Raw genomic sequence first — 25,403 nt, 5'->3', positions numbered from 1 at the left:
GCGCTGCCCGGTCCTATGAGCCATCCCACGCGGGCATTTTGCCGGGGCCACGGGTGCATGCGGCACACTGGATAGGTGCCCCACGAATCTTTTGACCCCACAGCGCCCCATCCCCGCCAGTCCGACTTTTCCTTTGAGGTCGGCACCCGCCTGAACAACCCCGACGGTTCGGTGTCCAACGGACGCACCGGCGTGATCACCACCCCGCACGGGCAAATCAAGACCCCGGCCTTCATTGCCGTGGGCACCAAGGCCACCGTCAAGGCCATCCTGCCCGAAGCCGTGGAGCAGCTCGGAGCCCAGGCGGTGCTGGCCAATGCCTACCACCTGTACCTGCAGCCGGGCTCCGACATCCTGGACGCGGCCGGCGGACTGGGCCGGTTCATGAACTGGTCCGGGCCCACCTTCACCGATTCGGGCGGATTCCAGGTCATGAGCCTGGGCTCGGGATTCAAGAAGGTCATCGACATGAAGTCCGTGGACCAGTCCGGCCCGGACGACGCGGTGGCCCCGGGCAAGGAGCGCCTGGCCAACGTGGACGACGACGGGGTCTGGTTCAAGAGCCACATCGACGGCACCAAGCACCGCTTCTCCCCGGAGATCTCCATGCGGGTCCAGCACGAGATCGGCGCGGACATCATGTTTGCGTTCGACGAGCTGACCACGCTGCAGAATTCCCGCGGCTACCAGGTCGAATCCCTGGAGCGAACCCGGCTCTGGGCCGAACGCTGCGTGGCCGAGCACTTCAACCTGACCGACGATCGCGTCGGCAAGGACTACCAGGCGCTCTTCGGAGTCATCCAGGGCGCCCAGTACGAAGACCTGCGCCGCAAGGCCTGCCGGGATCTCGGGGCCATGGCCTTTGACGGCTTCGGCATCGGCGGGGCGCTGGAGAAGGAGAACCTGGGCACCATCGTGGGCTGGTGCGCGCAGGAGCTTCCGGAGAACAAGCCGCGCCACCTGTTGGGCATCTCCGAACCCGACGACATCTTCACGGCAATCGAAAACGGGGCCGACACCTTCGACTGCGTCTCCCCCACCCGGGTGGCCCGCAACTCCGCGTTCTACACCCCGCACGGCCGCTTCAACCTGTCGGGCACCCGCTACAAGCGGGATTTCACCCCGCTTTCCGAGGACTGCGACTGCTATACCTGCGAGCACTACACCCGGGCCTACATCCACCACCTGTTCAAGTCGAAGGAGCTGGTCAGCCACACGCTGATCTCCATCCACAACGAACGCTTCGTGGTGAAGATGGTCGACGACGCCCGCCAGGCCATTGAGGACGGCACCTTCTTCGAACTCAAGGAGAAGGTCATGTCCAGCTACTACGCCGGGGAACCGGATCCGCAGGGCCTGGCAACCCTCGCCGTCTGACCCGCGGCGGCGATTGCTAGGCCGTGGTGCCCGAACGCCGGGGCCGCAGCCTGCGCACGCCGACGAAGAGCAGCACCGCCAGGGCCGCCGCGGCCAGGAGCACCAGCACCGGTAGCACCACGGCCAGCAGGCTCAGGCCCAGCGCCGCCCCGTCTTCCGCGGTGCTCACCACCGGGGCGGCGACCCCGGCGGTGCCCAAGTTCAGCAGCGGCCTGGCCCCGGATTTCAGCAGATGGAAGACCAGGGCGATCCCCGCGCCGATGAGCAACGGCACCCACGCCGTGCTGCCGAACGTGTTCCCGGGATCCGCCACCGCAACGGTCTGGGCACCCACTCCGGAGGCAAAGACGAGCCCTCCGGAAGCCGGGCGCACCACCGTTTGCAGCGCGTCGTTGACCGAGTCGATGACGGGGATCTTGTCGGCGACCACCTCGATAAGCAGCAGCACCGCAAGGATGCCCATCGCCCAGCCGTTGGACAGCCAGCCCCAGCCCTCGGGCAGCGCCACCCACGAGGTGAAGCGGTTCAGCAGCCCCAGCACCAGCAGGGGGATATAGGCGTTCAGGCCCGCGGCCGAACTCAGCCCGGCGGCCGTGAGTAGTTCCATGGCTTCAGCGTAAGTGCCGCGGCGGTGCAATCACCGCATTGGTGGCGGTGCCGCGCGCGGAACACCTGCTACCGCTGCGAACGGTGGACGTTGGACCCGATCGAGGTCGAGGTGCCCACGCCCCAGGCCACGGCGGCCACCACCGCGCCAAGCAGCAACACCACCGGCGGGATCGGCGCCAGCAGCAGGCCTGCAACCAGCGCGACGACCGACACGGCCATCACCTCGTACCCGTAGGTGAAATGCAGGACCATGGGGCCGGCGGCCTTGCCCATGGCAGCCATGAGCATCACCGACCCCCAGTCGATTGCCGGCCGAAACGCCATGCGCACTGCACCCGCGGCAAGCCCCGCACCGGCCAGTGCACCCAGGCCGAGCAGCACCGGGATCTGTGCCGCGTCGATTCCCACGGCCCACCCCAGGAATCCGGCCAGGCACACGCCCCACGGAACCAGCAGCAGCGCCGCCACCAACGCGTGGGTTTGCCGCACACCCACACGGCCCAGCGGGATGATCGCATCCAGCGACGGCACGTCCGCTGCCTGCGCGGCCGCCTTGGATGCCGCCCGTGCGGCCAGCACCGAGCCGACGAGCACCAAGACGGCCAGGACCAGAGGTTGACCGCCGGGCACGGCGAAGACCCCGGCGGCCGGGACGTACCAGCCGGCCAGCATCCCGCGCCAGGTCTTGGGCGTGCGCAGCAGCACCAGCAGCTCGGCACGCACCAGCGCCGCATGGGGGCCGCGGACCCAGCGGGCCGGAAGCATGCGCGCGAAGGAATCCGAACCGCGGGCCCGGACCCGTTCCCGCCTGGCCCGGGCACGCTTGCCTTCCCGGGCGCCCGCGACATCCAGCGCGCTGCCCAGTGCCTTGTCATCCAGCAACGCCAGTGCCGCTCCCGCGTGCTCGCTCGCGGCCCCGCTCGAAATCAATTCCCTGCCGGGAATACGTTGCAATTGACCCGCCAGGGCGGCAAACCCTCCCGCGCAGAGCACCGCCAGCACCGCCGGAACCCACCAGGCCCCGGCCTGGGCCAGCAACGGCAGGGAGGACGGCAGCCACACCCACAGTGGCTCGAGGCTGCCCCGACCGGTGATGCGCAGCAGCACGTCGAACAGGTACGCCAGCAACACCGCGATGGCCGCGGCATCCAGGGCGGCGCGGAAGCGCCCAGCCGCCTGGCGGGTCTGGAACCATGCCGCCAGCAGCGAAAGCCCCACGAACAACAGTCCCAGGGCCGCGGCACCCAACAGCACCCCGGCGAACGACCCCCGGGCCAATCCGCCGAGCACGGTTCCGTAGCCGATGGGCAGCCACAGGAAGGCCCCATACAAGAAGGTGCTCACCAGGCGTTGGCCCAGCAAGCGTGCCAGGAAGCCGGTGCGTGCCACCGGAAGGCTTAGCCACCAGAATCCCTGGGCCCGGTCCACCGCCGTCGGGCCAAGCTTGGAAATCAGCAGCAGGGCCCCGAGCATTCCGAGCATCACCAGGGCGGAGGCCGCCGAGGAGCCGGGAACCACGCCGACACCGGCGCGCACGATGCCCGACCCGGGACCGCCCCGGAGGTTGTCGAAGAAGGCCAGAGCAAGCCCGGCCGCATAGCCAAAGACGATGGCGGCGGCCAACAGGGCGATGTAGGCATCGCCCATGCGTTCCCAGAAGTCCTCTCGCTTGGCGCGTTTCTCGACCACGCGGTTTCGCGCCCACGGATCAAAGTCGACCGGCTCGTTGTCCAACGGCATGCTCGGATCAACCGTGCGCAATGGCCGCAGCCCCCTGGGCGACGCTGGCCGGGATGACCTGCCCGCCGGAAACCAGCAGCACGGAGTCCGCAACGGTCGCGAGGAAGACCGGGTCGTGGGTGACGACCAGCAGGGCGGTTCCCGCGGTGGCCAGTGAACGCAGGCGGGCGGCCAGGGCCACCCGCATCACCGGGTCGAGCCGCTGTTCGGGTTCGTCGAGGACCAGCAGGCTGCAGGGGCGCAGCAGGGCGGCGGCCAGCAGCAGGCGGCGGCGCTGCCCGGAGGAAAGCCGGTGCGGATATTCCGTGCGGGCCGCTTCCAGCTCGAAGAAGGCCAGCTCATGCTCGACGGCAGCCTGCGGTTCGGGCATCCCGTGCCCGCCGGCGATGAGCTGGAGGTGTTCCTCGACGCTCAGCGAGGGGAAGAAGGCGTCCTCGTCGAAGACGACGGATACGGCCTTGCGGTAGATGAAGCTCGAGTCGTCGGTGAAGGATCCAAGGATCACTGATTCCCCCGCCACGGGTTCCTGGTAGCCGACAAGGGTGCGCAGCAGCGTGGATTTGCCGGCGGCGTTGAAGCCAACGATCCCCAGCGCCTGGCCAGGTTCCAGCAACAGGTCCAGCGGCCCGCACACGTCCTGACCGCCGTAGCCGGCGACAAGTCCCGTGGCCCTGAGCAGTTCGCGGTTCATGGTGTCCATGGTTTTGACGCTACCAACCGGCACCGCCGGCGCACCTCAGCATTGCGGATGACATCGCACCCTCGTGCGGATGGACTGGGTGCGGGAACAAGAAGGCGGTGGCCGGCTTCGCCAAGTGCAGACGAAGCCGGCCACCGCCCACGGAATGTTTCGCGGCTGCCCCCTATGCGGCGGTGCCCTCAGCCTGCGGCCCGAAGGCGTAGCTGGGTTCGCGGCGCTTGAACCAGCGGATGACCAGCGTGGTCACCGGCACGAAGAGGAATTCCACGGCCGTCTTGTAGACGAAGCCGACCAGCACGTAATTGATGAACGTGGGCATGTCGGTGATGCCGATGACCGTGGCGGCGATGGAACAGAAGATCAGGGTGTCGGCGAATTCGCCCACCCCGGTAGAGCCCATCAGGCGGCCCACCAGGCCGCGTTCGCCGAAGCGTTCCTTCATCTTCACCAGCACCCAGGAGTTCAGGGTCTGTCCGACCAGGAAGCCGAGCAGCGAGGCCAGGACGATGAGCCAGACCGGACCCAGGGTGCGTTCGAGGGCTTCCTGCCCGTCGTACCATTCGGCCGCGGGCAGGTGGATCATGATCCAGAAGCAGGCAGTGGAGAAGGCCGCCAGCGCGAAGGTGGTGATGATGGCCCGGCGGGCGACCTTGAATCCGTAGACCTCGGAAATGACGTCGCCGATGATGTAGGCCAGCGGGAAGAGGAAGAATCCGCCGTCGGTGACGATGGAACCGAAGGTGACGCCCTTGGCGGCACCGATGTTGGAGAGGATGACCACGACGGCCATCAGTGCGAGCACGGTGGAGAAGTAGGGGCTTCCTGCGGACGCAAAAACGGCGCGCGAGGCCTGTGAACGTGATGAAATGGAGGCGGTTTTTTCGCCCATGGTGGTTCCCAATCGAAGAAGTGGTTCGCCAAGCCGGTCCCGGGGGCCTCGATTCCGGCTCCGCGCAAACGGGACGGGGCGGTCGAGGCGGGTGGGACCGCTCGCTGTATTAGCACTTGAGGTTCAAGTATCCCACGACGGCTTCCCAACCACTTTGCGGTTTCCCCCTCGCAAAGCCCGCTTCTCTCCGCGGCAATGGCCGTACCGCCGCTTTCTGCTTGGAATTATCAATTTTTGAACATGTTCAAAATTGGTTATCATGGAGACCAGGCCAACAATGGAGGCAAGTGCCATGAGGACACCAACCGCCAAGAGTTCCCAGACCCGCCAGCTGCTGCTGGACACGGCACTGGAACTTTTCGCCACGAAGGGCTTCTCCGGGACAACGATGCGCGCGATTGCCGCGGAATCCGGGCTTTCGCTGGGCAACGCCTACTACTATTTCGAGTCCAAGGACGCCATCGTCCACGAGCTTTTCCGCAACCTGCTCGAAAGACACCGGACCGCCACCTGGCCGCTGCTGGTGCCGGGAAACAACCTCGAGACCAACCTGCGCATTGCCCTTGACCAGGCGCTGGAAATCATGGCGCCGTTCCACGAGTTCGGACCTGCATTTATCCGCACCGCATTTGCCGGCGCCCACACCGAGCTCGGCGACATCCACCGCGCCCTCGAATTCGGGCTGTGGCGCCAGGTCGTGGCAGCCAGCAGGCCGCTACCCCCGCTGGCCATCCGCAACGACCTGCCGGAACTGCTGTGGCTGATACAGCGCGGGATCTTCCTCTTCTGGGCCTACGACTCCTCCCCCGGGGCCGCTCGCAGCCACCGGCTCATCAAGAATGTCGCCCCCGTGACGGCCCGTCTCGTCGTGCTCTCCCGCATGCCGGTGGTCCGCAGCATTCTCGACGACGTGCTTTCACTGGTTCGCACCGCGTCCTGAGCCGGGCAGGTCCCCGGATCCCGCGCATCGCGCTGTCGCCCAACTTGGAATCGGCCGCCGCAGGCGTAGAGTCGGTAATGAACCGTCAAAGGGACGCGAAGGCACACCGTCACCGGTGATCAGTCATGCATTTGCGCCCCCGAAGAGGTTCTTCATTGACCGTCCTTGGAACAGGAGCCGCCAGATGCCATTCGAACCTTCAAGCCTTCCGCGCTGGGTCCACGCCTTTGCCCTGCTGCGGGACCGCACCGTGACCTGTGAAGATTCCGGCCGGCTGCACAGCGTCGCCGAAGACGGGAGCAACTACGAGATCACCTGCGCCTGGCCTGGCCCCGGCGGCCTTGCCTCCCTGCTGGGCGACGCCGATGGTTCATCCCACCAAGGCCAAACAAGGCTCACGTTCCTGGGCACCCCGGACGAGTCCGCCGGCCGTGAGCTCGTTGGCCGGGGCTGGAGCCTCAGCGACCGGCGCGTGCTGCTTGCCGCGCTGGCCAACGATGTGGAACAAGTGGTCTCGCTGCCGGAAACGGCCACGCTGTTCGAAGCCCCGATGGCCGAATACGACGTGGTTGAAATCGCCGATTTCGACTCGACCGCAGGCCGCGGCCGGATCCGCTTTGGCGAGGACTTCGCACTGCTCGGCGACCCGAGCATCACCGCAACCTCGAACACCGAGCAGTTCCGCGCCGCGATCCTGGCCAACCTGGCCGCGGCTGCGGCACGCCAGGGGCTGTCGGTGCTGTTCATGGTCACCAGCGCCGACACAGCCACCGGATTGCGCGCCGAACGCGCCGCCGGCTGGTCCAACGCAACCCAACTGACCACCTTCACCCGGGCCTGATCCGGGTTGCGGTGCCCCGACCGGCACCGAGGAGTGGCAGCGCCCGCCCGGGTGGAAACGGCGGGCAGGAAAACCACCCTAAAATGGATGCATGACTTCTGCCACCACCGGGACCCGTCCCGCCATCACCTTGACCATCGCCGGTTCCGAAGCAACCGGCGGAGCCGGCGCCCAGGCCGACCTGAAGACCTTCCAGGAACTGGGCACCTACGGCATCGTTGCCCTGACCTGCATCGTTTCCTTCGACCCGAACGACAACTGGAACCACCGTTTCGTCCCGGTTGAGCCGCAGGTCATCGCCGACCAGCTCGAAGCTGTCCAGACCTGCTATGCAGCGGACCTGAAGACCGTCAAGCTCGGCATGATGGGCTCCCCGGCCACCATCAACACCGTTGCCGCCGCGCTGAAGAACCAGGCATGGGACAACGTCGTCCTGGACCCGGTATTGATCTGCAAGGGCCAGGAACCGGGCCACGCCCTGGACACCGACGAAGCACTGAAGGCGAACCTGCTGCCGCTGGCCACCTTCGTCACCCCCAACCACTTCGAGGCCGAGTCGCTGTCCGGGATGAGCATCAACAACGTCGAGGACCTGGCCGAGGCCGCAAGGAAGATCCACGCACTTTCCGGCGCGGCCGTGCTGGCCAAGGGCGGGGTCCGCCTGGCCGGCTCCGAGGCCGTGGACGTGTTCTACGACGGCGAAACCCTTGAGATCCTCTCGGCCCCGAAGGTCGGGGAAGTTGCCGTGTCGGGTGCCGGTTGCTCGCTGGCCGCCGCCATCACCGCCGAGCTGGCCAAGGGCGAGAGCCCGCTGCAGGCTGCACGCAATGCCAAGATCTTTGTCACCGAGGGCATCAAGAACCGCGTGGCATCCGCCGCCCCGTTCGACGCCCTGTGGCAAGGCGGAACACGGTAAGGCCGCCGCAACCCGAAGACCTTCCAGGCAGAACGCTGGTCCCATGCACGCATGGGACCAGCGTTTTTGCGTTTCCCCCCAGAAACGCCGCCGCCTCGTCGGCGCGCGGACAAACAGGTTCGCGGCAGCGGCGTCCTTGCCCGATGCCAGCCGTCGCTTCCCCGTCCGTCCCGCGCCCGCGGTGCGGGCGGTGGTTCCTCCCCAAGAGGCCCACCGACTGCCCAAAGGCTATCGGCGACCTCCGACACTTTGCCGGGCCCGGGTCCTGGTCTTCCCTCCAGCGTCTGCGGGCACTGAACCAAAACGGTTTCCCGGGTCCGGATCCCCCCTCCCCGGATCCGGCCAATTCCCCGCGACATTTTCCAAGGAATCTCAAACAACCCCTTGATATGTGCCGCGCCTCACATAGGATGTGGCGTGGGACGGTGCCCATCAATCCGCTCGCGGGAATCCGTCCTCATCACTCCCAGTCACTCCCACCGGATTCAAGGAGAACCATGTCCAACCCGCGTCGTCACAGACTTGCGCGGACGATCTTGGCGTCGGCTTCGGGGCTCGCCCTGGCCGTCACCATGTCCGTCCCATCCCTTGCGGCACCGCCGACGATCGACCCGGCACCGGGTGCCGATTCGCCGTCCCTCGGCGGAACCGTCCCCAAGTCGCTGAAAAACCTGAAGGTCTCCGGCCCGCTGGCCGCGGCCCAGGGCGATGTCTCCGTTTTCGTCCAGTTCGATGGAGAAGGCGCCTTCGAAGCGACCCAGCCGGACAGCGCCAAGTCGCCACGCGGCAAGTCGGTCAAGAACCCCGACAAGGTCAAGAAGATCCGCGACGGCATCAAGGCCCAGGGCAAGTCCGCCGCCAAGGCCGCCAAGGCCGAGGTCATCTACACGACCACCAACTCCCTGCCGGGCGTGGCCCTGCGCGGAGACGCCGACGCCTTGCGCGCCCTGGCCTCGCGCCCCGACGTCAAGAAAATCACCGCGATCGTCCCCAAGACCCCCGACAACAAGGGCTCGGACATCGACACCCGCGCCCTCCAGGCCTGGAACACCCTGCAGGAGACCGGCGAGGGCATCACCATCGCCGTGCTGGACACCGGCATCGACTACACGCACGCCGGCTTCGGCGGCCCGGGCACCCTCGAGGCCTACGCAACCGCACAGGCCTCCAAGGACCTGCCGTCCAAGACCTCGGGGCTGTACGACCCCGAGAAGTTCATCGGCGGCTGGGACCTGGTGGGCGACGACTACAACGCGGACCCCAGCGCGCCGAGCTACCAGCCGGTTCCCAAGCCGGACTCGAACCCGCTTGACTGCGCCTCGGCCGGACACGGCTCCCACGTCTCGGGCACCGCTGCCGGATACGGAGTGAAGGCCGACGGCACCACCTTCACCGGCGACTACACCAAGCTGACCGCAGACGAGGTGGGCTCCATGCTCATCGGCCCGGGCTCCGCCCCGGAGGCATCGCTGGTCGGCATCCGCGTCTTTGGCTGCGAGGGTTCCTCCTCCGTGGTCGGACAGGCACTGGACTACGTCCTGGACCCGAACAACGACGGCGACTTCTCCGACCGCGCCCAGATCGTGAACATGTCCCTGGGCTCGGACCACTCGCCGGTCGAAGACCCCGAGAACGACATCGTCAACACCCTCACCGGCCTGGGAATCCTCTCGGTGGTCGCCTCCGGCAACGCCGGGGACGTCACCGACGTCGGCGGCTCGCCGGGCAACGCCCGCTCCTCCTTGACCGTGGCCAACTCCGTGGGCACCAAGGTCACCCTCGACGGCATCAAGGTCAACGCACCGGCCGACGTCGCGGGAACCGCGGCAGGCCAGTACTCGGCCAACTTCAACTACACCACCGCCGACCCGGCCACGCTGACCGGGGATGTCGTCATGGCACCGGCAGCCAACGCCTTCGGTTGCGCCCCGTTTGAGCCCGGCTCGCTGGCCGGCAAGTGGGTCTGGCTGCAGTGGAGCGAGAACCTCCAGTTCCCCTGCGGCTCTGGCACGCGCTTCAACAACGCCGAAGCCGCCGGAGCCACCGGTGTCATCCTGGACTCCGAGGTGGCGGTCTTCGAGGCCGGCATCGCCGGCAACGCCACGATCCCCGGCGCCCAGTTCACCAAGGCCTTCTCGGACCAGTTGCGCCCCGCGGCCCAAGACGGCACGCTGAACGTCACCCTGGATCCGAAGCTGGTCGGCACCGCCTCGGTCGAGTCGGGAATCGGGGACACCCTGAACTCCTCGTCCTCGCGCGGTGTGCATGGCTCGGAGGGCATCGTCAAGCCGGACGTGGCCGCACCGGGCACGCTCATCGGTTCGGTGGGCGTGGGCACGGGCAACGGCCCGGCCGTCATGTCCGGCACCTCCATGGCAACCCCGCACACCGCGGGCATTGCCGCACTGGTGGCAGGCAGCGGAAAATACACCGCATTGCAGGTCAAGTCCCTGATGATGAACACCGCCACGGTGGACATCCTGGCCGCCAACGGCGAGGCCTACGGGCCAAACCGCGTGGGTTCCGGGCGCGTCATTGCCGATGCGGCGATTAATTCCCCCGCCTACGCCTTCGCCACCGCGGACCCGGAGCTGGTCTCCGTGACCTTCGGCGTCATCGAGGTCGACAAGACCAAGTACAAGGCCGCCAAGTCCATCACCGTGGTCAACAAGTCCGACAAGACCCAGACCTACAAGGTGAAGTACCTGCCAGCCACGCAGATCCCGGGTGCGGGCTACTCCCTGGACAAGAAGACCGTGACGCTCGCGGCCGGGGCAAGCACCCAGGTCAAGGTCACCCTTGACGTGGATGCACGCAAGTACGCCAAGACCATCGATCCGACCATGGACCGCACACAGCTTGGCCTGCCGCGCGCCTGGGTCGCCGATGTCTCCGGCCGCGTGGAGCTTTCCAGCTCCACCGCACCGACGCTGCGCGTCCCGGTCCAGGCGGCACCGAAGCTGGTTGCCGACATGGGCGCCAAGAAGATCAAGCTCGACGCCGGCGCCACCTCCGGCACCGTCGACCTGGCCGGCGACGACATCCGGGCCGGTTCCGCCGACACCCAGGTGGTATCGCTGCTCTCCGCGTTCGAGCTCGGGGCCTCCTCGGGCAAGCTGCCCGGCAGCGCCGACGCGATCCCGGGCGCACGCTCCATGGACCTGCAGCACGTCGGTGCCTCCTCCACCGCCCCCACCACGGGCGCGGCCGACGGTCTGCTGAACTTCGGTGTGAGCACCTGGGGCAATTGGGCCCACCTGGCCGGAGCCACGGAGATCGACGTCGAAATCGACACCAACGGCGACGGCGCGGCGGACTTCGTCACCTTCAACAGCTACTTCGACGAGTTGGATGCCGACCTGGCCGCGACCTTCGATCTGCGCACCGGTTCGCAGGTCGACCTGCAGTTCCTCAACGGGCTGGGCGGCGATGTCGACACCAACACCTTCGACACCAACGTGGCATCCCTCCCGGTGTCGCTCGCGGCGCTGGGCCTGAGCGGTTCCAGTGCACCGATCAGCTACCGCGTGAGCACGTACTCCGTGTACAACGCCGATGAATCCGGTGCCCTGGCCCCGGTGGATGAAACCGATTGGATCGCCTTCAATGCGATCGCCCCGGGATTGTCCTTCGTTGGCGGCGGAACCGCGTTCGCGGACCTGGACAAGGCCAAGCTGACCGCGGCCGTCGCCTCGGACGGCACCGATGCCAAGGCGCTGTTCCTGCACCTGCACAACGCCTCGGGCAACCGCGCCCAGGTAGTGGATGTGGAGGTGCGCAAGTAGCACTGCGGCCTGGTGCAGCAACAGGCACCGGCGGCGCGGCCCGTCGGATGGCGGTGAAGTGGTTTCCACCGCGCATCCGGCGGGCCGCGCCGTTTCCGCATACCGGCAACCGGCGGGCTTAAGCTCGAAACCATGGATGGAATGCCACTCCCCGCTTCCCTGGGCCGGATGCTGCCCCCGGGTGCCGCCGCCGCCTGTCGCGGAGGCGAGGGAGCCATGCAGGTTTTCGGTACGTCGGAGCCCCTGCCGGTCTTCAGCGTAACCAAGATGTTCATAGCCGCAGGCGTCCTGCGTGCTGTCGATGCGGACCGCTTCACGCTCGCGGATCCGCTGGCTTCCCGGCTGCCCGGCGCCCCGGCCGGCCGCACGATTTCCCAGGTGCTCACGCACACCGCGGGGATGGGCAATTACGCCTCAAACCCCGGCTACCTGGCTGCCGTCCGGGACCGGCCAGCGGACCCGTGGTCGCTTCAGGACATTGCCGCCGCCGGCGACCTGACCGGGCCCGGGCCCTTCGCCTACAGCAACACCGGCTACTGGTACCTGGGTGCGCTGCTCGAGGAGGTCTCCGGGATGTCGCTGGGCCAGTACCTGCATCGGGAAATCTTCGAACCGGCGGACATGGCCTCGACCCGCTACCCGGATCCGGAAACCGCAGTGACGGATTCGGGCTACTCGACGCTGTGGGCCGGGCCCGCCGGGGCCGCGTTCTCCACGCCGGCCGACCTGCTGCGCTTCGGCGACCTGGTGACGGAGCGCAACCCGCTCTTCCCCTCGTCCCTGTCCCCCGCCATGCGTGCCGCGTTCATGGACTCGGTTCCCGTGGCTGCGCCGGCCCCGTGGCGTGCACCGCGCTACGGGGCCGGGGTCATGATCGACACGGACCTGCAACTGTGGGGGCACGGCGGCGCCGGGCCCGGGTACCGCGCCGCGGTCTTCACCTCCCGGGCGACCGGGATCTCGGCCGCGGCGATTGCCCCGGAATCCAGCGGTTTCAGCCCGGAGGAGGCCTTGGTGTCGCTGCTGGGGCCCCGGGGCTGACTCCGCTCAGCGCCGTTCGTCCTTGACCCGCAGCACGTGCAGCGCCGCGGCGTCGATGAGGCGGGCGAAGGCGGGGTCCTTGCTGGCCTTGGCATGCAGGGCGTTGGCGATCGCCGGCATCTTCGGCGCGTCCACGCAGAGCATCATGGTCCCGCCGGCCTCGAAGAAGCGCAGGGCCCGGGTGCCCAGGCCCCAGGGCGCCAGCTGCTCGGCGTCGCACATGTCGTCCGAGACGATGATGCCGTTGAACCCCAGGTCCTCACGGAGCATCGAACGCATGATGGTCGAGGAGAACGGGGCGATGTTCTTCGCGTCGATCCTGGAGTAGTAGGCGTTGGAAACCATGACCCAGTCGTCGCCCGCGGCAACGCCGTCGCTGAAGGGCTTGAGGTAGGCATCATGCCGGGTGGTCTTGGTGTCGGTGACGTTCCGGGAGATGTCGGTGTTCTTGGTGACGCGTCCGAGCCCCGGGAAGTGCTTGATGACCGGGTCCACGCCCGCGGCCAGCATGCCGGAGGAGAAGGCCCGCGTTGCGGCCGAGACCGTTGCCGGGTCGTACCCGTATTCGCGCTTCCAGTAGCCGATGGGCGCATTCGACGGGGCGAAGGACGCCGAGGGGACGGTGTCGGCCACCGGGGCGAGGTTGACGTTGATCCCGGCCCCGGCCAGTTGCCTGCCCCAGGCCTCGGCGCGCCCGCGCAGCGTCGCGGTGCCCCAGCTGCCCTGGACCAGCGCCGTGGGCAGGGTGGAGAAGCCGCTGCCCTTCAGGACCTGGACGTAGCCGCCCTCCTGGTCCGTGGCCACAAACGCGTCGACGTCCACCGACAACGACTTCGAGATGGTTGACTCGACCCGCTGGACCGCGCTGGCCGTGCCGGCAGTCCCGGCGCTGCTGCGGCCCTTCAGGAAGAAGTTCCCCAGCTCGTGGGTGGAAATGGTGGACCTGTCGGCAATGCTGCTGCCAGTTGCCGGGACGCCCACCATCAGGACCTGCCCGATTCGTTCCTTCAGGCTCATGGCGGCCAGCGTTTTTTCGGCCGGGCTGGGCGGCGCGGTCGGGCCGGGCTTGGTGCTGTGCGTCGGCGTTGCGCCGGGTTTGTGGCTCGGGGCCACCGACGGCGACTGGCTTGCGGACGACGGGCTCGAGGACGGTGCCGAGGTAACCGACGGTGCGGGGGCGCTCGAGGTCGTTGCGCTTGGCGGCGGGGGCGCCGGCGTCGGGGCGCAACCGGCCAGGACCATAGTGGGTAGAACCAGCAGGGGAAGGACCACCCGATGCCCAAAATTCCTTGCTCGCGAATTGTTCATGGTCCACAGCCTCTTTTCTCCACCACATCCAGCGTGCCAGAGATTCGGGCGCCCGGAAGCCAATGGGACCGAAATCGTGACCTGTGTATCAGTTGTCCATCGTTGCGTGGCACATGGGCCCGCGCGGTCGCAGGAACTGCGGAACCTGTCGGTGGGCGCACCTAAGCTGGGCACAGGACTATTGAAGGAGGATCCCATGGCATCGGAAGGTCCTTGTGACACCGAGTTAGTTCCCGAGGTCTGGACCATGCCGTCCCGCGGCATCGAGTGGTGCGACTGCGGGCGCCACCATGTGCTGGACCGGGGCATCGTGCTCGGTTTTGCCCAGGATCTGGTTGAAGACCCGGACTGGATGACGCACGACGAGGTCATCGACACCGCCATGGACCTGTGGAACTACGTGTCGGTTTGCGAGTTCTTCCTGTTGGCCATCCGGCGCTCGGCGAGCGCCGTGAACGGCGGGCCGGCACCCAGGTACCGCTTTGAGCGCGGGCTGGAAATCGTGGCCTATTTTTCCAAGACCTGGCAGGGGTGCCCGGAGGAAATCTGTTCCCCGTTGCGCGACCGCGAGGACTAGGCCTTCACCACCGGGATGTCGGCCCAATCGGTGGTGAACTTGGGCGAGGAGTAGTCCCGCTTCATCGACCATCCCGGTTCCACGGCCAGTCCGCCCGAGCCCAGCCCAATGGACTTGTTCCCGAATTTGGCCTTGACCGCGCCCAGCACGTCCCCGACGTGCGTTTCGGCCATTTCCTCTTCAAAGATCCCGAAGGCTGCCTGCCCGGGTTCGGGCTGCAAGCCGGAAAGCACGACCCCTCCGCGGACGTACGAGGCCCCGGGGTGCATGATTTCACGCATGGCCCCGACCGCGAGGCGGGTGAGCAGGATCGGGTCCTGGGTGGGCGAGGGCAATTTGAGCGTGATCGAGGGAAACGAGGCCTCCCCGGAGGCGAAGCGGCTGGTTCCCGCGGTGACGGTCAGCAGGGTGGCCCACAGTCCGTCGGACATCAGCCTGGCGGCCCCGCGCTGCGCATAGATGGACATGACCTCGACCATGTCCTCGATGGTTGTCACCGGGTTGGAGAAGGACCGCGAGTACATGATCTGTTGCTTGTCGGCGCGTTCCTCGTTGTGGGGAATGCACGGGGTCCCGTTCAGCTCAAGGACCGTGCGCTGGAGCACCACGGAGAACTTCTTGCGGATGTCGGTCACGTCGGCCGCCTTGAGGTCGGCGATGGTGGAGAYGCCCATGCCCGACAGCCTTGCTCCGGTGCGGGCCCCGACACCCCACAGGTCGGTGACGGGAACCCTGGACTGGATGTCCCCAACCACATGCGGGTCCATGGAATCCAAGGAGCACACACCTTCCAGGTGCGCATTGCGCTTGGCGACGTGGTTGGCGAACTTGGCCAGGGTCTTGGTCGGTGCCACGCCCACGCAGACCGGGACCCCGACGCTGCGGCCGACCGCGGAACGGATGCGAGTGGCCAGTTCGCCGAGTTGTCCGGGGTTCCCCTGGACGCCGATGAAGGACTCGTCGATGGAGTAGACCTCCTGCCAGGTGCCAAAGCGCGAGAGCACCTCCATGACCCGGGCGCTCATGTCCCCGTAAAGTTCGTAGTTGCTCGAGCGCACGGCCATGCCGTGGCTTTGGATGAACTGCTTGACCTTGAAGAAGGGTGCGCCGGTGGTGATCCCCAGGTCCTTGGCCTCCTGCGAGCGCGCCACCACGCAGCCGTCGTTGTTGGACAGGACGACCACGGGCCTGCCGATGAGCTTCGGGTCGAAGACCCGCTCGCAGGACACGTAGAAGTTGTTCACGTCCACCAGCGCGATCCGCTCCGTCATGGCGTCTCCTCCGGGTGGCGCAGCCGCAAACCGGCGGCCGGGGACGTGCGCGGTTCCGCAAGCAGGACGCTCAAGTTCCCTGGTTCAGAGCGGCCGCCCGTAGGGATAGTCCACCCACTGCCCGGTTCCCTCCTCGGGGCATTGCTGCTCGGCACCGTGGCGCACGCACCATGCGTCGGCGGGGTAGCGCCACCCTTGAAGCGCGGTGTCGATCTTGACGTCTTGTTCTTCCCGGCCATCGGCGAATCGTGCATCGTACTGGATGCTCCTGTACCGGGTCCTGGGCCAGTGGCGCCGGCGCTTCCAGGTGGCACTGGCTCGAACGGCGACGGGCAGCTCGGCGTTTTCATCCCGTTCCTGCTGTGGTTTCATGCGGGGAGGTCCTCGTGTCGATGGCCGGTGTTCCCAGGTGCGGCGCTTTTCGTTCCCGGGCTTGCCGCAGCACCGGCGGTTCCTGCATAAAGATGCTGTTCCGGAGTTTACACATGGTGCAGGCAGCGGGTGACGACGCCCCAGATGGTGGTTTCCTCGGTGATCGCCTCGGCCCGCTCCACCGGTTGCTCGTCGCTGGACAGGACCATGGCGCCCCGGCGGGACACAAGCCGTCGGATGACCAGTTCCCCGTCCTGGACGGCGATGACCACCGAACCGTCGCGCGGGGCCACTGCGCGGTCCACGATGACCTCGTCGCCGTGGCTGATCCCGGATGATGCCATCGAGTTGCCCGAAACCCGCATGAGGAAGGTCGAGGTCCGGTCCCTGATCAGCAGGCGGTTCAAGTCGATTCCGCCGCCATAGTAGTCCCGCGCCGGGGAAGGGAAGCCCATGGCTTCCACCGCGCCGACCGGCCCCTGGGATTCCGGCATCGGGGCGGGTGGCTGCGGCAGGTCCATACCAAACATGAGCCCCCGACTTTCATAGAACATAGATTCGATGCCAAGCCTACCAGCGGAGACCGCGGGTGCGGGGTCCGGCTACCGTTTTTCGGAGACGTTCGCTTCCCGTGGCATCTGGTCGGATGCGGGGTCCTCCGCTGGTGCAGCCGGTGCTATGCCCGCGGTGCGGCGCACGGCCGCGCGGAGCCACCAGGCCAGAAGCAAGGCGCAGACCAGGGCGGTCCAGGCCCACGATGGAACCACCGCATCCAGTTGCCGTCCCAGGTTTTCGACCGCAGCAACCACACGCGGGGGCAACAGCTCGGGGACGGCCGCCATGCCGTTGGTGAAGATCATCAGCCACCCAACGGCCGCGGTGATTGCTCCCATCAGCAGCGCGGTCGTGTGCAGGCGCAACCTTCCCACTTTGAGCCGGCGGCCCCGCAGCCAGCGCACGGAGCGGTGGCCGAGCCTGCGGATCACCATCGCGATGAGCATGATCGGCAGGACCATCCCCACCCCGTAGAGCCCCAGCAGCGCYCCGCCGCGGGCCGGGCTCGCGGAGGTCAGCGCCAGCGTGAGGATCGCGCCCAGCACCGGGCCGGTGCAGAAGCCCGCCACCCCGGATACCGCGCCGAGGGCAAAGGTGCCGGCCAGCGAGCCGGCCACGGGCCGGGGCTTGCCCGGGAGGAACCGGGCGAAATCGATGCCGCCGCCAAGTGCGGTCAACACGCCCAGGGCAATGAGCACCCACCCGGCACCGCTGAGCAGGAGCCCGCGGTCCAGGACGATGGTTGCACCCAGCCACCCCAGTCCCAGGCCGAGCGGGACCAGGGTGAGGAGCAATCCGGCCAGGAAGACGGAGCCCAGGCTCAGCMGCCTGGCACGGGAGGTGGAGATGGTGGCAAAGAGCGCAGGCAGCAGCAAGGCGTTGCAGGGGCTGAAGACCCCCAGCATTCCGCCGACCAGTGCGTATCCGAGCCCGATGTCCACCGGTTTCCCCCTCCGGCCCTAGCGGGCCAGTTCCTCGTCAATGGTTTGCACGAAGACTTCCAGCGGCTGGGCGCCGATCAGCGGGCGTCCGTTGACGATGAAGGTCGGGGTTCCGGTGACTCCCAGGGCGCCGGCCTCGTCGTGGTTCTTCTGCACCAGGGCCGCGGTGTCGGCGTGCGCTGCGTCCGCGGTGAACTGCTTGGCGTCGACCCCGATGCGTTCGGCCAGTGCCGCGATGCCCTTGGCGGAGTAGTCGGCATCCTTGGCGGTGGCACCCTTGGCGAAGATCGCGTCGTGGAATTCCTGGTACTTGCCCTGCTTGCCGGCCGCAACGGCCAGCTCGGCGCTTTGCCGCGAGTTTTCGCCGAAGAACATGATGTCGCGGTACTCGATGCGCAGCTGTCCCCCGGCGACATAGCTGTCCAGGATGGTCGGCAACGATTCGGAAGCCCACTTGGCGCAGTAGCCGCATTGGTAGTCGGAATAGGTGACCATGACAACCGGTGCGTCGAGTTCGCCGACCGCCGTGGGGTCGTTGGCATCGCGCCGCTCCACGTTGATCCGTTGCTGGGATTCCGAGGGTGCTGGCTGGCTCGGGCCCGGGCTTTCCTGGGTCGCCGCGGCCGCCGGGGACGGGGCTGCCTCCCCGGGTGCGGCAATTTGCAGGCCAATCACGATGCCCAATCCGAGGGCCACCGGAATCGGGAGAATCCAGAACCACGGCAGTTTTGCCTTGGTTGGTGCTGCAGGGGATTCCGTCATGTCCGAGACACCGGTTCCTTCCCGGTTGGGCCCTCGTGCCCCCGTGGCGCTTCGGCGTCCCCACGGGGAGGGGAAGGCCGGTTGGCGCGGAGGCTGGGCGGGGGTGTTTTCCTCCCTTGAACGTATCGAAGTGAAGTGCGGTTGGCGAATTGGCGTCGGGGCACCGCCGCGGAGGCCGGCATATCTGCATGCGGCCCGCCGCGGCGGCTCCCCCTGCATCGAACGGCCTAGGCTTGCTCCTACGCGTAGGGCCAGGCCACCGTCATATCCGCCGGTTCGTCGGCCCACGGCAGCACATGCCAGATTTCGTGCGGTGGTCCCACCATGGTGGCACCGGCCTCCTCGACCCAGCTGCAGGTCTGGTCATAGGCCGCCAGGATCGCCGGGAAGGCCGTCTCGGCACCGGAGACACGGATGCTGGCGTAGCGGCCTCCGGCCAGTCGGTAGCTGCGCACCGGTGCGTCGTTGGCGCCGGCGGCGAGTCTGTCCACCGGAAGGCACACTTCCAGCGGCCCGTCGGAGTCCGGGGTGATTTCCTGGTGGAAGATGCCAAACGGGTCGCCGGTGACGGCCAGCCCTTCGGCATCGGCGAAGGCCTGCAGTTGTTCCAGGCTTTGCTTCATCCCGGTGTCAAGGCCGTCGACGAAGGTGTGCAGCATGATGGAGACCAGGCGTCGCTCTGGTTCCAGCACGGTATTGACGTTATCCATGTCCTGTCCTTTGAGGTGCGCCCGCACGGCGGCGAGCAGGGTGGAAGTCGATTCGGTGTTGTTCCGGAGTGCGGATTCGTAGGCGGCAAGCTGCTCCAGCGCGCCTTCGGGGTCCACCGAGCCAAGATCCAGCAACCTCGAGATGCCCTCGAGCGGCATGGACGCCGCGCGCAACATCGCGATGATGCGGCCCCGGCTGCGTTGGTCCGGATCATAATAGCGGTATCCGGTGAATCGGTCCACGGACACCGGCACCAAAAGCCCACGGTCGCCATAGAGCCGCAGGGCCTTGGGTGAGAGCATGGTCGCCTGGGCAAAGGCGCCGATGCCTAAGAGCTTTTCGTGGTTCATGGCTTCAGTCTTTTCCTTGGCCCTGGGTCAAGGTCAACCGCCATGGGCCATGGTTATTTGTTGGCCCGGGCAGACGAGATTTCCGCGTGGATGTGGTCCATGTGCAAGGTGGTCGCGTTCCATCCGCGCGAGGATTCCAGGTGCTTTCCCCAGCCGCCGGTCGAGTACGGTCCCCACTGGCCGTCCTCGGCAAGCCAGAGCTTGTCCCGCCAGATCAGGTAGCTGATCCGCAGCCGTTCGTGGTTTTCCACCAGGTACTCGGCGATCCGGTCCCCGGCCTTGATGCCGGCGGCCGAGGAATAGTCCTTGATCATGAAGTCCGCGGCCAGCCCCGAGCTGTGCCCGATGGATCCGGCGCGCGAGCCGCCGACGCTGCTGATGCCGGCACCGAATCGCTCCTGCACGTCCTGGATCATGGCCCGGGTCATGGGCTGCAGCGCCTTGGGCGCCCGGTATTCGACGCTGGTCAGCAGGGTGTTCTTGATCCAGCCCGTGCCCTTGGTGGTCTTGACCCGCGACCATCCGTCGGAGGTCTTCAGGTAGGCCATCTTTTCGTTTGCGGGCAGGATCCCCAGGGAGCTGAAGGAGGTCGAGGGGCCGGTTCGGACGTTTGCGGCGTAGGCGGTCCAGCGATACGAGGTGGAGTTGTTGTTCGGTTCGCTGGTGGCCAGCGACGAGCTCGGGATCCAGCCTTGGCCGGCCGGCGTATCGATATATGACCAGTTTCCTGCGGTCTTGACCAGCCGGACCTTGGTGCCGTCTGTTTGCACGGCCAGGCGGCTGGAGGACAGCGAGGCCTTCGCGTACATCGGTTGCGTGCCGTCCACCCAACGGTTGGCGCCGGCGACCGGATTGGAATCGGGTGCCTGTCCGGAGGCCTTCACCAGGTAGTGGGAGCTCACCCAGCCGGTCCGGGACCCGGCCTTCACCTCCCACCAGGCGCCACTGGCCTTGCCCGTGCGGGCGACAGCGGTGCCCTTCGCCAGCACCACCAGCGACTTGAAGTGGGTGCCGGGGTGTTGGCGCAGGTTCAGGTTCGCACTGGTCCGATGGGTTGCGGTGGGCGCGGGCGCCGGTGCGGGTGCCGTGCCATCGGACTTCACCAGGTAGTTGGAGCTCACCCACCCGGTCCGCGACCCGGCCTTCACTTCCCACCAGACGCCGCTGGCCTTTCCGGTCCTAGCGACGGCGGTGCCCTTTGCCAGGACCACCAGCGACTTGTGGTGGGTGCCGGGATTCTGCCGCAGGTTCAGGTTCGCATTGGTTCGATAGCCACTTGTGACCTGGGGCGCGGGAGCGGCAACGGTGCTCTTGGCCAGGTAGTGCGAGCTTACCCACCCGGTACGCGAACCGGCCCGCACCTCCCACCAGGCCCCGCTGGACTTGCCCGTCCGGGTCACCGCGGTGCCCTTTTTGAGCACGGCCAGCGAGTCGAAATGGGCACCGGGGTTTTGCCGCAGGTTCAGGTTCGCGGTCGTTCGAATGATCGTGGTGGTTTGTGCACGCGGCGCTACCGGCTTCTTCGCCAGAACCAGATGTGTCTGGGGCGTCATCGCGGGTGCCGGCGCTGCCATCACCGCGGGGGACAGTGCTCCGACCGCCATCGTGGCACCGAACGTTGCAGCCGCAAGACGCAGGGATAGAAGTGGTTGTGTGCCCATGGTGCAGACTCCTTCAAAAGGGAATTGACCGTGAGGCATCAATCCCTGTGGATCGGTTCGCGCTTGGGTACACCTTATGTGGCCAGAGTTGCAATTGTCACGGTTGGGACACGAGTGAATACATGTTGGACGGTCTTTCAGGGACGATTTCCCGGGAAGACCGACCATGGAAACACACCAAGGCGCTGCGGCGCTAGGCCTGTTGCCGCAGCACGTTCTTTTGCACCTTTCCGGTGGAGGTCCGGGGCAGGTCCTGCGGGAAGTGGATGGTCTTGGGAACCTTGAAGCCCGCCAGTTGCGTGCGGGCGTGGGCCTGCAGCGCCGACGCGTCGACCTGCGAGCCGCTGGCCCGGATCACGTAGGCCACCGGGGTTTCGCCCCACTTCTCGTCCGGCACGCCGACCACGGCCACGTCAAGGACCTCCGGGTGGCTGGCGAACGCCTGCTCGACCTCGATGGTCGAGATGTTCTCCCCGCCGGAAATGATGATGTCCTTGGCGCGGTCCTTGAGCTGGATGTAGCCGTCGGGGTGCATCACGCCCAGGTCCCCGGTGTGGAACCAGCCTCCGGCGAACGCCGCGGCGGTGGCTTCCTCGTCCCGGTAGTAGCCGATCATCACGTTGTTGCCGCGCAGCACGATTTCGCCCATGGTTTCACCGTCGGCGGGCACGTCGTTCATCTCCGCATCCACGATGCGCGCCGATTCCGCCTGGACCATGCCCACGCCCTGCCGCGAGACCCTTTCGGCCTTGGCCTCGTCGTCCAGATCGTCCCAGGCGTCCTGGTATTCGCAGATCGTGTATGGCCCGTAGACCTCGGTGAGGCCGTAGACGTGGACGACCTCGATGCCCAGCCTTTGCAGTTTCCGGATGATCGCCGGCGAGGGAGGGGCCCCGGCGGTGGTGATCCTGATGCCGCGCTCCAGCTCGTGGGCCCGGGGCGAGTCGGCGATGATCGAGCAGACCGTCGGGGCGCCGCACAGGTGGGTGACCCCGAGTTTGTCAATCGCGTCCCAGACCGGCTCCTCGCGGACCGCCCGCAGGCACAGGTGCGTGCCGCCGGCCGCGGTGACGGCCCAAGGCGTGCACCAGCCGTTGCAATGGAACATCGGCAGGGTCCACAGGTAACGGGTGTGCGCGTCGAAGCCCTGGTGGAAGGCCTCCCCCATCGAGTTCAGGTAGCTCCCGCGCTGCGAATACAGCACGCCCTTGGGCTTGCCGGTGGTCCCCGAGGTGTAGTTCAACGTAATCGGCGCCCGTTCGTCGGGGATCGCGAAGCCAAGATCCGCCCCGGCGCCGGTGGCCATGAACTCCGCGTAGGTGCCATCCACCCGGATATCTGGCCTCTCTCCGGTGAATTCGGCGTCCTGGATCTCGATGAGCGCCTCGAGGGTCGGGACCTCGGCGCGCAGCGCCGCGGCGGCGCCGAGGAGCTCCGAGTCGGCAAAGAGCAGCTTCGTGGCCGAGTGCTCCATGATGTAGCCGAGCTCGCGGGCCGCAAGCCGGGTGTTCAGGGCCACGAGCACGCCCCCGGCCAGCGGGACGGCATAGTGGGCAATCAGCATTTCGGGGATGTTCGGCGCCAGCACCGCAACCCGGTCCCCGGGCTCGATGCGCGCGGCCAGGGCCTTGGCGAATTGCTGCACCTCCGCCCCGAACTGGGCATAGGTGTAGGTTCGCGCCCCGTGCACGATGGCTTCCTTAGTCGGATACACCTCCACGGAGCGCTGCAGGAATCGCAGTGGTGTCAGCTCCGAGTGGTTGGCCAGTGGTTGCGCACCCATGTGCTCCTCATTCCGGTCGTCAGCTATGTGTCCGGCCACGGTCGCCAAGGCGACATGTGACGCGGGCTACCTTTACCCCGCACCAGACTAAGGCCTTGGAATCAAGTTTCACAATCCGGCATCGAGTTCCAATTTCCGTATTGGCACTCAGGCCCCCGCGGCAGAAGCCGTTCCGCGCTGGGATTCCTGGAACGACTGGAAATGCAGGTAGCGCAACCGCGGCACCAGTTCGTCGGCCGGCCCGTCCACCCGGATGCCGGGCACCACCAGGTTGATGGGCAGGGCTGCCACCGCCCCGGGAGCGGCACCCCACTCCCGGCGCCAGGAATCCAGCATGGCCGCCGAGGCGGCAAAGACGATGCGCCCCAGCCCGGCCCAACCATGGGCGCCGGCGCACATCGGGCAATGCTCCCCGGAGGTGTACACCGTGGACGCCGCCCGGCGCTCCGGCTCCAGGTTGCCCAGCGCCCACTGCGCAATGGCCAGCTCGGGATGCGCGGTGGAATCCCCTCCGGCCACGTGGTTGCGGCCCTCGTAAAGAACGACCCCGTCCGCATCGACGAGTATCGAGCCGAAAGGCTCGTCGCCGGCTTCCAGGCCCTCTTCGGCCAGTTCAACACAGCGGGTCAAATGGTCAATGTCCAAGCGAGTCAGTTCCATGGCCCCATCATGCGACATGGGCGTCGTTTTGCCCACAGGGGCATGCCGCGTGGGCGCGGAATGCACCAAAGCCATATTCGGCGTAGGCTCAACGGGAGGGCGAAAGGTGAATAATGAGCCAATCCGAGTACTTTGAAGAACAGCTGAGCAAGGTGGAGGACGATTCCGTCGCCGAGCTCACGGCATTATGTCGCAAGCTGCAAGACCAACAGCCCGGTTCCCGGGTTCCGCTCATCGATCCGGTGCACGATGTCGATGAGGCTCGGGTCATTTCCTTGCAAATCGCGCCGGGCCCCGGAACATCTTCGGGCTTCCTGTCCTTGCGCAACGACGATCCCACCGCGGCACGGCTTGCTGCAGTCTATGAGGCTGCCGGGCTGGAGCCGCGTTTTGGCATCCCGTKGAACGTCTTTCCCTGGGAGCTGCCCGACGGCGGCACCAAGCTGACCCCGGACCAGGTCAAGGCCGGCATCCGCCCGCTGAAGGAGCTCATGCGCATCGCGTACCGCACCTCGGCGATCGTGGCCCACGGAACCGAGGCCAAGCGCCTGGTGCAGGCCTGGATCAAGGCCGGCGGCCAGCAGGTCATCAACCAGCGCGGCATCAAGATCTATGAGGTGCGTTCCACCGCGGACCGCGCCTTCCTGGGATCGGCCGAAAAGCAGCAGGCCTGGTTCGATGAAATGGTTGCCGCCTACACCGACGCCATGGCGCGGGCCGGATTGCGGCCAGCGGGCAAGTGAAGATCCTCGTTATCGGTGCCGGGGATCTCGGCACCGAGGCGGGGCTCCGCTTCATTGCGGCCGGCCACCGGGTCACCGCGTGGCGCCGCCGCCCCGAGCTCCTGCCTGCCTCCTTCGGCACCCGCCGGGTCGACCTCGGCGATGCCGGCACCGAGTTGCCGACCATCGATGCCGACACGGACATCGTGGTTTTCACTCCCGCCGCGCCCGAGCGTAGCGAAGACGCCTACCGGCGCACCTATCTTTCGGCCGCGCGTCGCGTGTTCGACGCGCTGGCACGCGACGGCGTTGACCCGCAACGCTTCCTGCTGGTCTCCTCCACCGCGGTCTACGGCGACGCGGCCGGCGGCTGGGTCGACGAGGACACCCCGATCACCCCGCGCACCGCAACCGCGCGGATCCTGGCCGACACCGAGGCGCTGGTGTGCAAGCGCGCCTCAGCGCCCATCGTCCTGCGCCTGGCCGGCATCTACGGGCCCGGCCGCAACCACCTGATCACCCAGGTGCGCGACGGGGCAGCCCGTGTCTCGGGAAAAACCGTGTGGACCAACCGGATCCACCGCGATGATGCAGCCTCGGCCATCGTCCACCTGTGCAGCGCGGTGCCGGCACCGGATCCGCTGTACCTGGGTGTCGATCTCGAACCGGTGGACCTGGCCGAGGTGCAGCGCTTCATTGCCGCCTCGCTGGACGTGCCGGCACCCGGGCCCGGGGACGCCCAGGTGAACCGCGGAGGCGACAGGCGCCTGTCCAATGCGCGGCTGCTGGCCACGGGGTTCCGTTTCGCGTTCCCGACCTACCGCGAGGGCTATGCAAGCGTGCTGTCCGGCGAGGGTGCCCGGCACCCCTGAGGGTCACCGCCGCCCGGCCT

Annotated in this window: 23 protein-coding genes; 9 read left to right on the top strand and 14 right to left on the bottom strand. The window is 67.2% G+C overall.

The genetic code is table 11. From position 1 onward, the window contains the following. Positions 1-75: 75 nt before the first annotated feature. Positions 76-1,377: a tRNA guanosine(34) transglycosylase Tgt gene (tgt, locus tag BLJ79_RS11055; protein WP_071214783.1), complete on the top strand. Its 1,302-nt coding sequence runs from the start codon at positions 76-78 to the stop codon at positions 1,375-1,377. Between the two features lie 16 nt (positions 1,378-1,393). Here the strand turns inward: tgt and BLJ79_RS11050 are convergent, their stop codons facing one another. From BLJ79_RS11050 to BLJ79_RS11035, 4 genes are all read right to left on the bottom strand, one after another. Next, positions 1,394-1,984, bottom strand: coding sequence for a DUF4126 domain-containing protein (locus BLJ79_RS11050; RefSeq protein WP_071214782.1), 591 nt, complete (start codon positions 1,982-1,984; stop codon positions 1,394-1,396). 68 nt (positions 1,985-2,052) lie between these two features. Beyond that, entirely contained in the window at positions 2,053-3,726 is a 1,674-nt protein-coding gene (locus BLJ79_RS11045; protein ID WP_071214781.1) for a DUF6297 family protein, read from the bottom strand. A 7-nt stretch (positions 3,727-3,733) separates the two neighbouring features. Then, positions 3,734-4,426: an ABC transporter ATP-binding protein gene (locus BLJ79_RS11040; RefSeq protein ID WP_071214780.1), complete on the bottom strand. Its 693-nt coding sequence runs from the start codon at positions 4,424-4,426 to the stop codon at positions 3,734-3,736. Positions 4,427-4,589: 163 nt separating this feature from the next. Next, a complete protein-coding gene (locus BLJ79_RS11035; protein ID WP_071214779.1) occupies positions 4,590-5,315 on the bottom strand; it encodes a queuosine precursor transporter in 726 nt (241 codons plus the stop codon). 292 nt (positions 5,316-5,607) lie between these two features. Here BLJ79_RS11035 and BLJ79_RS11030 point away from each other — a divergent pair, with 292 nt between their 5' ends. From BLJ79_RS11030 to BLJ79_RS11010, 5 genes are all read left to right on the top strand, one after another. Further along, positions 5,608-6,255, top strand: a complete 648-nt coding sequence (locus BLJ79_RS11030) for a TetR/AcrR family transcriptional regulator (RefSeq protein ID WP_175475463.1) — start codon at positions 5,608-5,610, stop codon at positions 6,253-6,255. 184 nt (positions 6,256-6,439) lie between these two features. Continuing rightward, entirely contained in the window at positions 6,440-7,096 is a 657-nt protein-coding gene (locus BLJ79_RS11025) for a hypothetical protein (protein WP_071214777.1), read from the top strand. A gap of 91 nt (positions 7,097-7,187) precedes the next feature. Next, complete coding sequence (gene thiD / locus BLJ79_RS11020) at positions 7,188-8,012, top strand: bifunctional hydroxymethylpyrimidine kinase/phosphomethylpyrimidine kinase (RefSeq protein WP_071214776.1); 825 nt, start codon at positions 7,188-7,190, stop codon at positions 8,010-8,012. Between the two features lie 497 nt (positions 8,013-8,509). Then, the gene (locus BLJ79_RS11015; protein WP_071214775.1) at positions 8,510-11,797 is read left to right on the top strand and encodes a S8 family serine peptidase; all 3,288 of its coding nucleotides are present in this window, start codon (positions 8,510-8,512) and stop codon (positions 11,795-11,797) included. Positions 11,798-11,938: 141 nt separating this feature from the next. Further along, positions 11,939-12,838 carry a serine hydrolase domain-containing protein gene (locus BLJ79_RS11010; protein ID WP_175475462.1) on the top strand — a complete coding sequence of 300 codons (900 nt, stop codon included), beginning with the start codon at positions 11,939-11,941 and terminating at the stop codon, positions 12,836-12,838. A 6-nt stretch (positions 12,839-12,844) separates the two neighbouring features. Here the strand turns inward: BLJ79_RS11010 and BLJ79_RS11005 are convergent, their stop codons facing one another. Beyond that, positions 12,845-13,855: a glycoside hydrolase family 3 N-terminal domain-containing protein gene (locus tag BLJ79_RS11005; protein ID WP_286135351.1), complete on the bottom strand. Its 1,011-nt coding sequence runs from the start codon at positions 13,853-13,855 to the stop codon at positions 12,845-12,847. A gap of 487 nt (positions 13,856-14,342) precedes the next feature. On the opposite strand from BLJ79_RS11005, the gene BLJ79_RS11000 reads away from it, so the two are divergent. Further along, a complete protein-coding gene (locus BLJ79_RS11000) occupies positions 14,343-14,723 on the top strand; it encodes a hypothetical protein (RefSeq protein ID WP_071214773.1) in 381 nt (126 codons plus the stop codon). Here BLJ79_RS11000 and BLJ79_RS10995 read toward each other — a convergent pair. From BLJ79_RS10995 to BLJ79_RS10955, 9 genes are all read right to left on the bottom strand, one after another. After that, complete coding sequence (locus BLJ79_RS10995) at positions 14,720-15,994, bottom strand: Y-family DNA polymerase (RefSeq protein WP_071214772.1); 1,275 nt, start codon at positions 15,992-15,994, stop codon at positions 14,720-14,722. The genes BLJ79_RS11000 and BLJ79_RS10995 overlap by 4 nt on opposite strands. Positions 15,995-16,078: 84 nt before the next feature. Beyond that, positions 16,079-16,366: a hypothetical protein gene (locus tag BLJ79_RS10990; protein WP_071214771.1), complete on the bottom strand. Its 288-nt coding sequence runs from the start codon at positions 16,364-16,366 to the stop codon at positions 16,079-16,081. A gap of 107 nt (positions 16,367-16,473) precedes the next feature. Further along, entirely contained in the window at positions 16,474-16,860 is a 387-nt protein-coding gene (locus BLJ79_RS10985; protein ID WP_373458083.1) for a LexA family protein, read from the bottom strand. Between the two features lie 108 nt (positions 16,861-16,968). After that, complete coding sequence (locus BLJ79_RS10980; protein ID WP_071214769.1) at positions 16,969-17,862, bottom strand: cytochrome c biogenesis CcdA family protein; 894 nt, start codon at positions 17,860-17,862, stop codon at positions 16,969-16,971. 18 nt (positions 17,863-17,880) lie between these two features. Next, positions 17,881-18,624 carry a DsbA family protein gene (locus tag BLJ79_RS10975; protein WP_071214768.1) on the bottom strand — a complete coding sequence of 248 codons (744 nt, stop codon included), beginning with the start codon at positions 18,622-18,624 and terminating at the stop codon, positions 17,881-17,883. 239 nt (positions 18,625-18,863) lie between these two features. Further along, positions 18,864-19,685, bottom strand: a complete 822-nt coding sequence (locus BLJ79_RS10970) for a MerR family transcriptional regulator (protein WP_071214767.1) — start codon at positions 19,683-19,685, stop codon at positions 18,864-18,866. 53 nt (positions 19,686-19,738) lie between these two features. Next, a complete protein-coding gene (locus BLJ79_RS10965) occupies positions 19,739-21,346 on the bottom strand; it encodes an SH3 domain-containing protein (RefSeq protein ID WP_175475461.1) in 1,608 nt (535 codons plus the stop codon). 193 nt (positions 21,347-21,539) lie between these two features. Next, positions 21,540-23,129, bottom strand: coding sequence for a long-chain-fatty-acid--CoA ligase (locus tag BLJ79_RS10960; protein WP_071214765.1), 1,590 nt, complete (start codon positions 23,127-23,129; stop codon positions 21,540-21,542). A gap of 147 nt (positions 23,130-23,276) precedes the next feature. Then, a complete protein-coding gene (locus BLJ79_RS10955; RefSeq protein WP_071214764.1) occupies positions 23,277-23,789 on the bottom strand; it encodes a nucleoside deaminase in 513 nt (170 codons plus the stop codon). Positions 23,790-23,902: 113 nt separating this feature from the next. On the opposite strand from BLJ79_RS10955, the gene BLJ79_RS10950 reads away from it, so the two are divergent. Then, a complete protein-coding gene (locus BLJ79_RS10950; protein WP_071214763.1) occupies positions 23,903-24,532 on the top strand; it encodes a uracil-DNA glycosylase family protein in 630 nt (209 codons plus the stop codon). After that, complete coding sequence (locus BLJ79_RS10945; RefSeq protein WP_071214762.1) at positions 24,529-25,383, top strand: NAD-dependent epimerase/dehydratase family protein; 855 nt, start codon at positions 24,529-24,531, stop codon at positions 25,381-25,383. The genes BLJ79_RS10950 and BLJ79_RS10945 overlap by 4 nt, the downstream gene beginning before the upstream one ends. Positions 25,384-25,403: the final 20 nt, after the last annotated feature.

It is taken from the genome of Arthrobacter sp. UCD-GKA (genome assembly GCF_001863355.1).
Classification (GTDB): domain Bacteria; phylum Actinomycetota; class Actinomycetes; order Actinomycetales; family Micrococcaceae; genus Paeniglutamicibacter.
Note: the sequence above shows the minus strand (reverse complement) of the source record. Positions and strands in the feature narration are given on the sequence as shown.

Excerpts from the sequence above, each read along its gene's own strand:
- BLJ79_RS11025 (WP_071214777.1), top strand. The coding sequence starts at position 6,440 with ATGCCATTCGAACCTTCAAGCCTTCCGCGCTGGGTCCACGCCTTTGCC.
- BLJ79_RS11050 (WP_071214782.1), bottom strand. The coding sequence starts at position 1,984 with ATGGAACTACTCACGGCCGCCGGGCTGAGTTCGGCCGCGGGCCTGAAC.
- BLJ79_RS11045 (WP_071214781.1), bottom strand. The coding sequence starts at position 3,726 with ATGCCGTTGGACAACGAGCCGGTCGACTTTGATCCGTGGGCGCGAAAC.
- thiD (WP_071214776.1), top strand. The coding sequence starts at position 7,188 with ATGACTTCTGCCACCACCGGGACCCGTCCCGCCATCACCTTGACCATC.
- BLJ79_RS11000 (WP_071214773.1), top strand. The coding sequence starts at position 14,343 with ATGGCATCGGAAGGTCCTTGTGACACCGAGTTAGTTCCCGAGGTCTGG.
- BLJ79_RS10975 (WP_071214768.1), bottom strand. The coding sequence starts at position 18,624 with ATGACGGAATCCCCTGCAGCACCAACCAAGGCAAAACTGCCGTGGTTC.
- BLJ79_RS11035 (WP_071214779.1), bottom strand. The coding sequence starts at position 5,315 with ATGGGCGAAAAAACCGCCTCCATTTCATCACGTTCACAGGCCTCGCGC.
- BLJ79_RS10985 (WP_373458083.1), bottom strand. The coding sequence starts at position 16,860 with ATGCCGGAATCCCAGGGGCCGGTCGGCGCGGTGGAAGCCATGGGCTTC.
- BLJ79_RS11010 (WP_175475462.1), top strand. The coding sequence starts at position 11,939 with ATGCCACTCCCCGCTTCCCTGGGCCGGATGCTGCCCCCGGGTGCCGCC.
- BLJ79_RS11040 (WP_071214780.1), bottom strand. The coding sequence starts at position 4,426 with ATGGACACCATGAACCGCGAACTGCTCAGGGCCACGGGACTTGTCGCC.
- BLJ79_RS11015 (WP_071214775.1), top strand. The coding sequence starts at position 8,510 with ATGTCCAACCCGCGTCGTCACAGACTTGCGCGGACGATCTTGGCGTCG.
- BLJ79_RS11030 (WP_175475463.1), top strand. The coding sequence starts at position 5,608 with ATGAGGACACCAACCGCCAAGAGTTCCCAGACCCGCCAGCTGCTGCTG.
- BLJ79_RS10955 (WP_071214764.1), bottom strand. The coding sequence starts at position 23,789 with ATGGAACTGACTCGCTTGGACATTGACCATTTGACCCGCTGTGTTGAA.
- BLJ79_RS10960 (WP_071214765.1), bottom strand. The coding sequence starts at position 23,129 with ATGGGTGCGCAACCACTGGCCAACCACTCGGAGCTGACACCACTGCGA.
- BLJ79_RS10990 (WP_071214771.1), bottom strand. The coding sequence starts at position 16,366 with ATGAAACCACAGCAGGAACGGGATGAAAACGCCGAGCTGCCCGTCGCC.
- BLJ79_RS11005 (WP_286135351.1), bottom strand. The coding sequence starts at position 13,855 with ATGAGCCTGAAGGAACGAATCGGGCAGGTCCTGATGGTGGGCGTCCCG.
- BLJ79_RS10970 (WP_071214767.1), bottom strand. The coding sequence starts at position 19,685 with ATGAACCACGAAAAGCTCTTAGGCATCGGCGCCTTTGCCCAGGCGACC.
- BLJ79_RS10965 (WP_175475461.1), bottom strand. The coding sequence starts at position 21,346 with ATGGGCACACAACCACTTCTATCCCTGCGTCTTGCGGCTGCAACGTTC.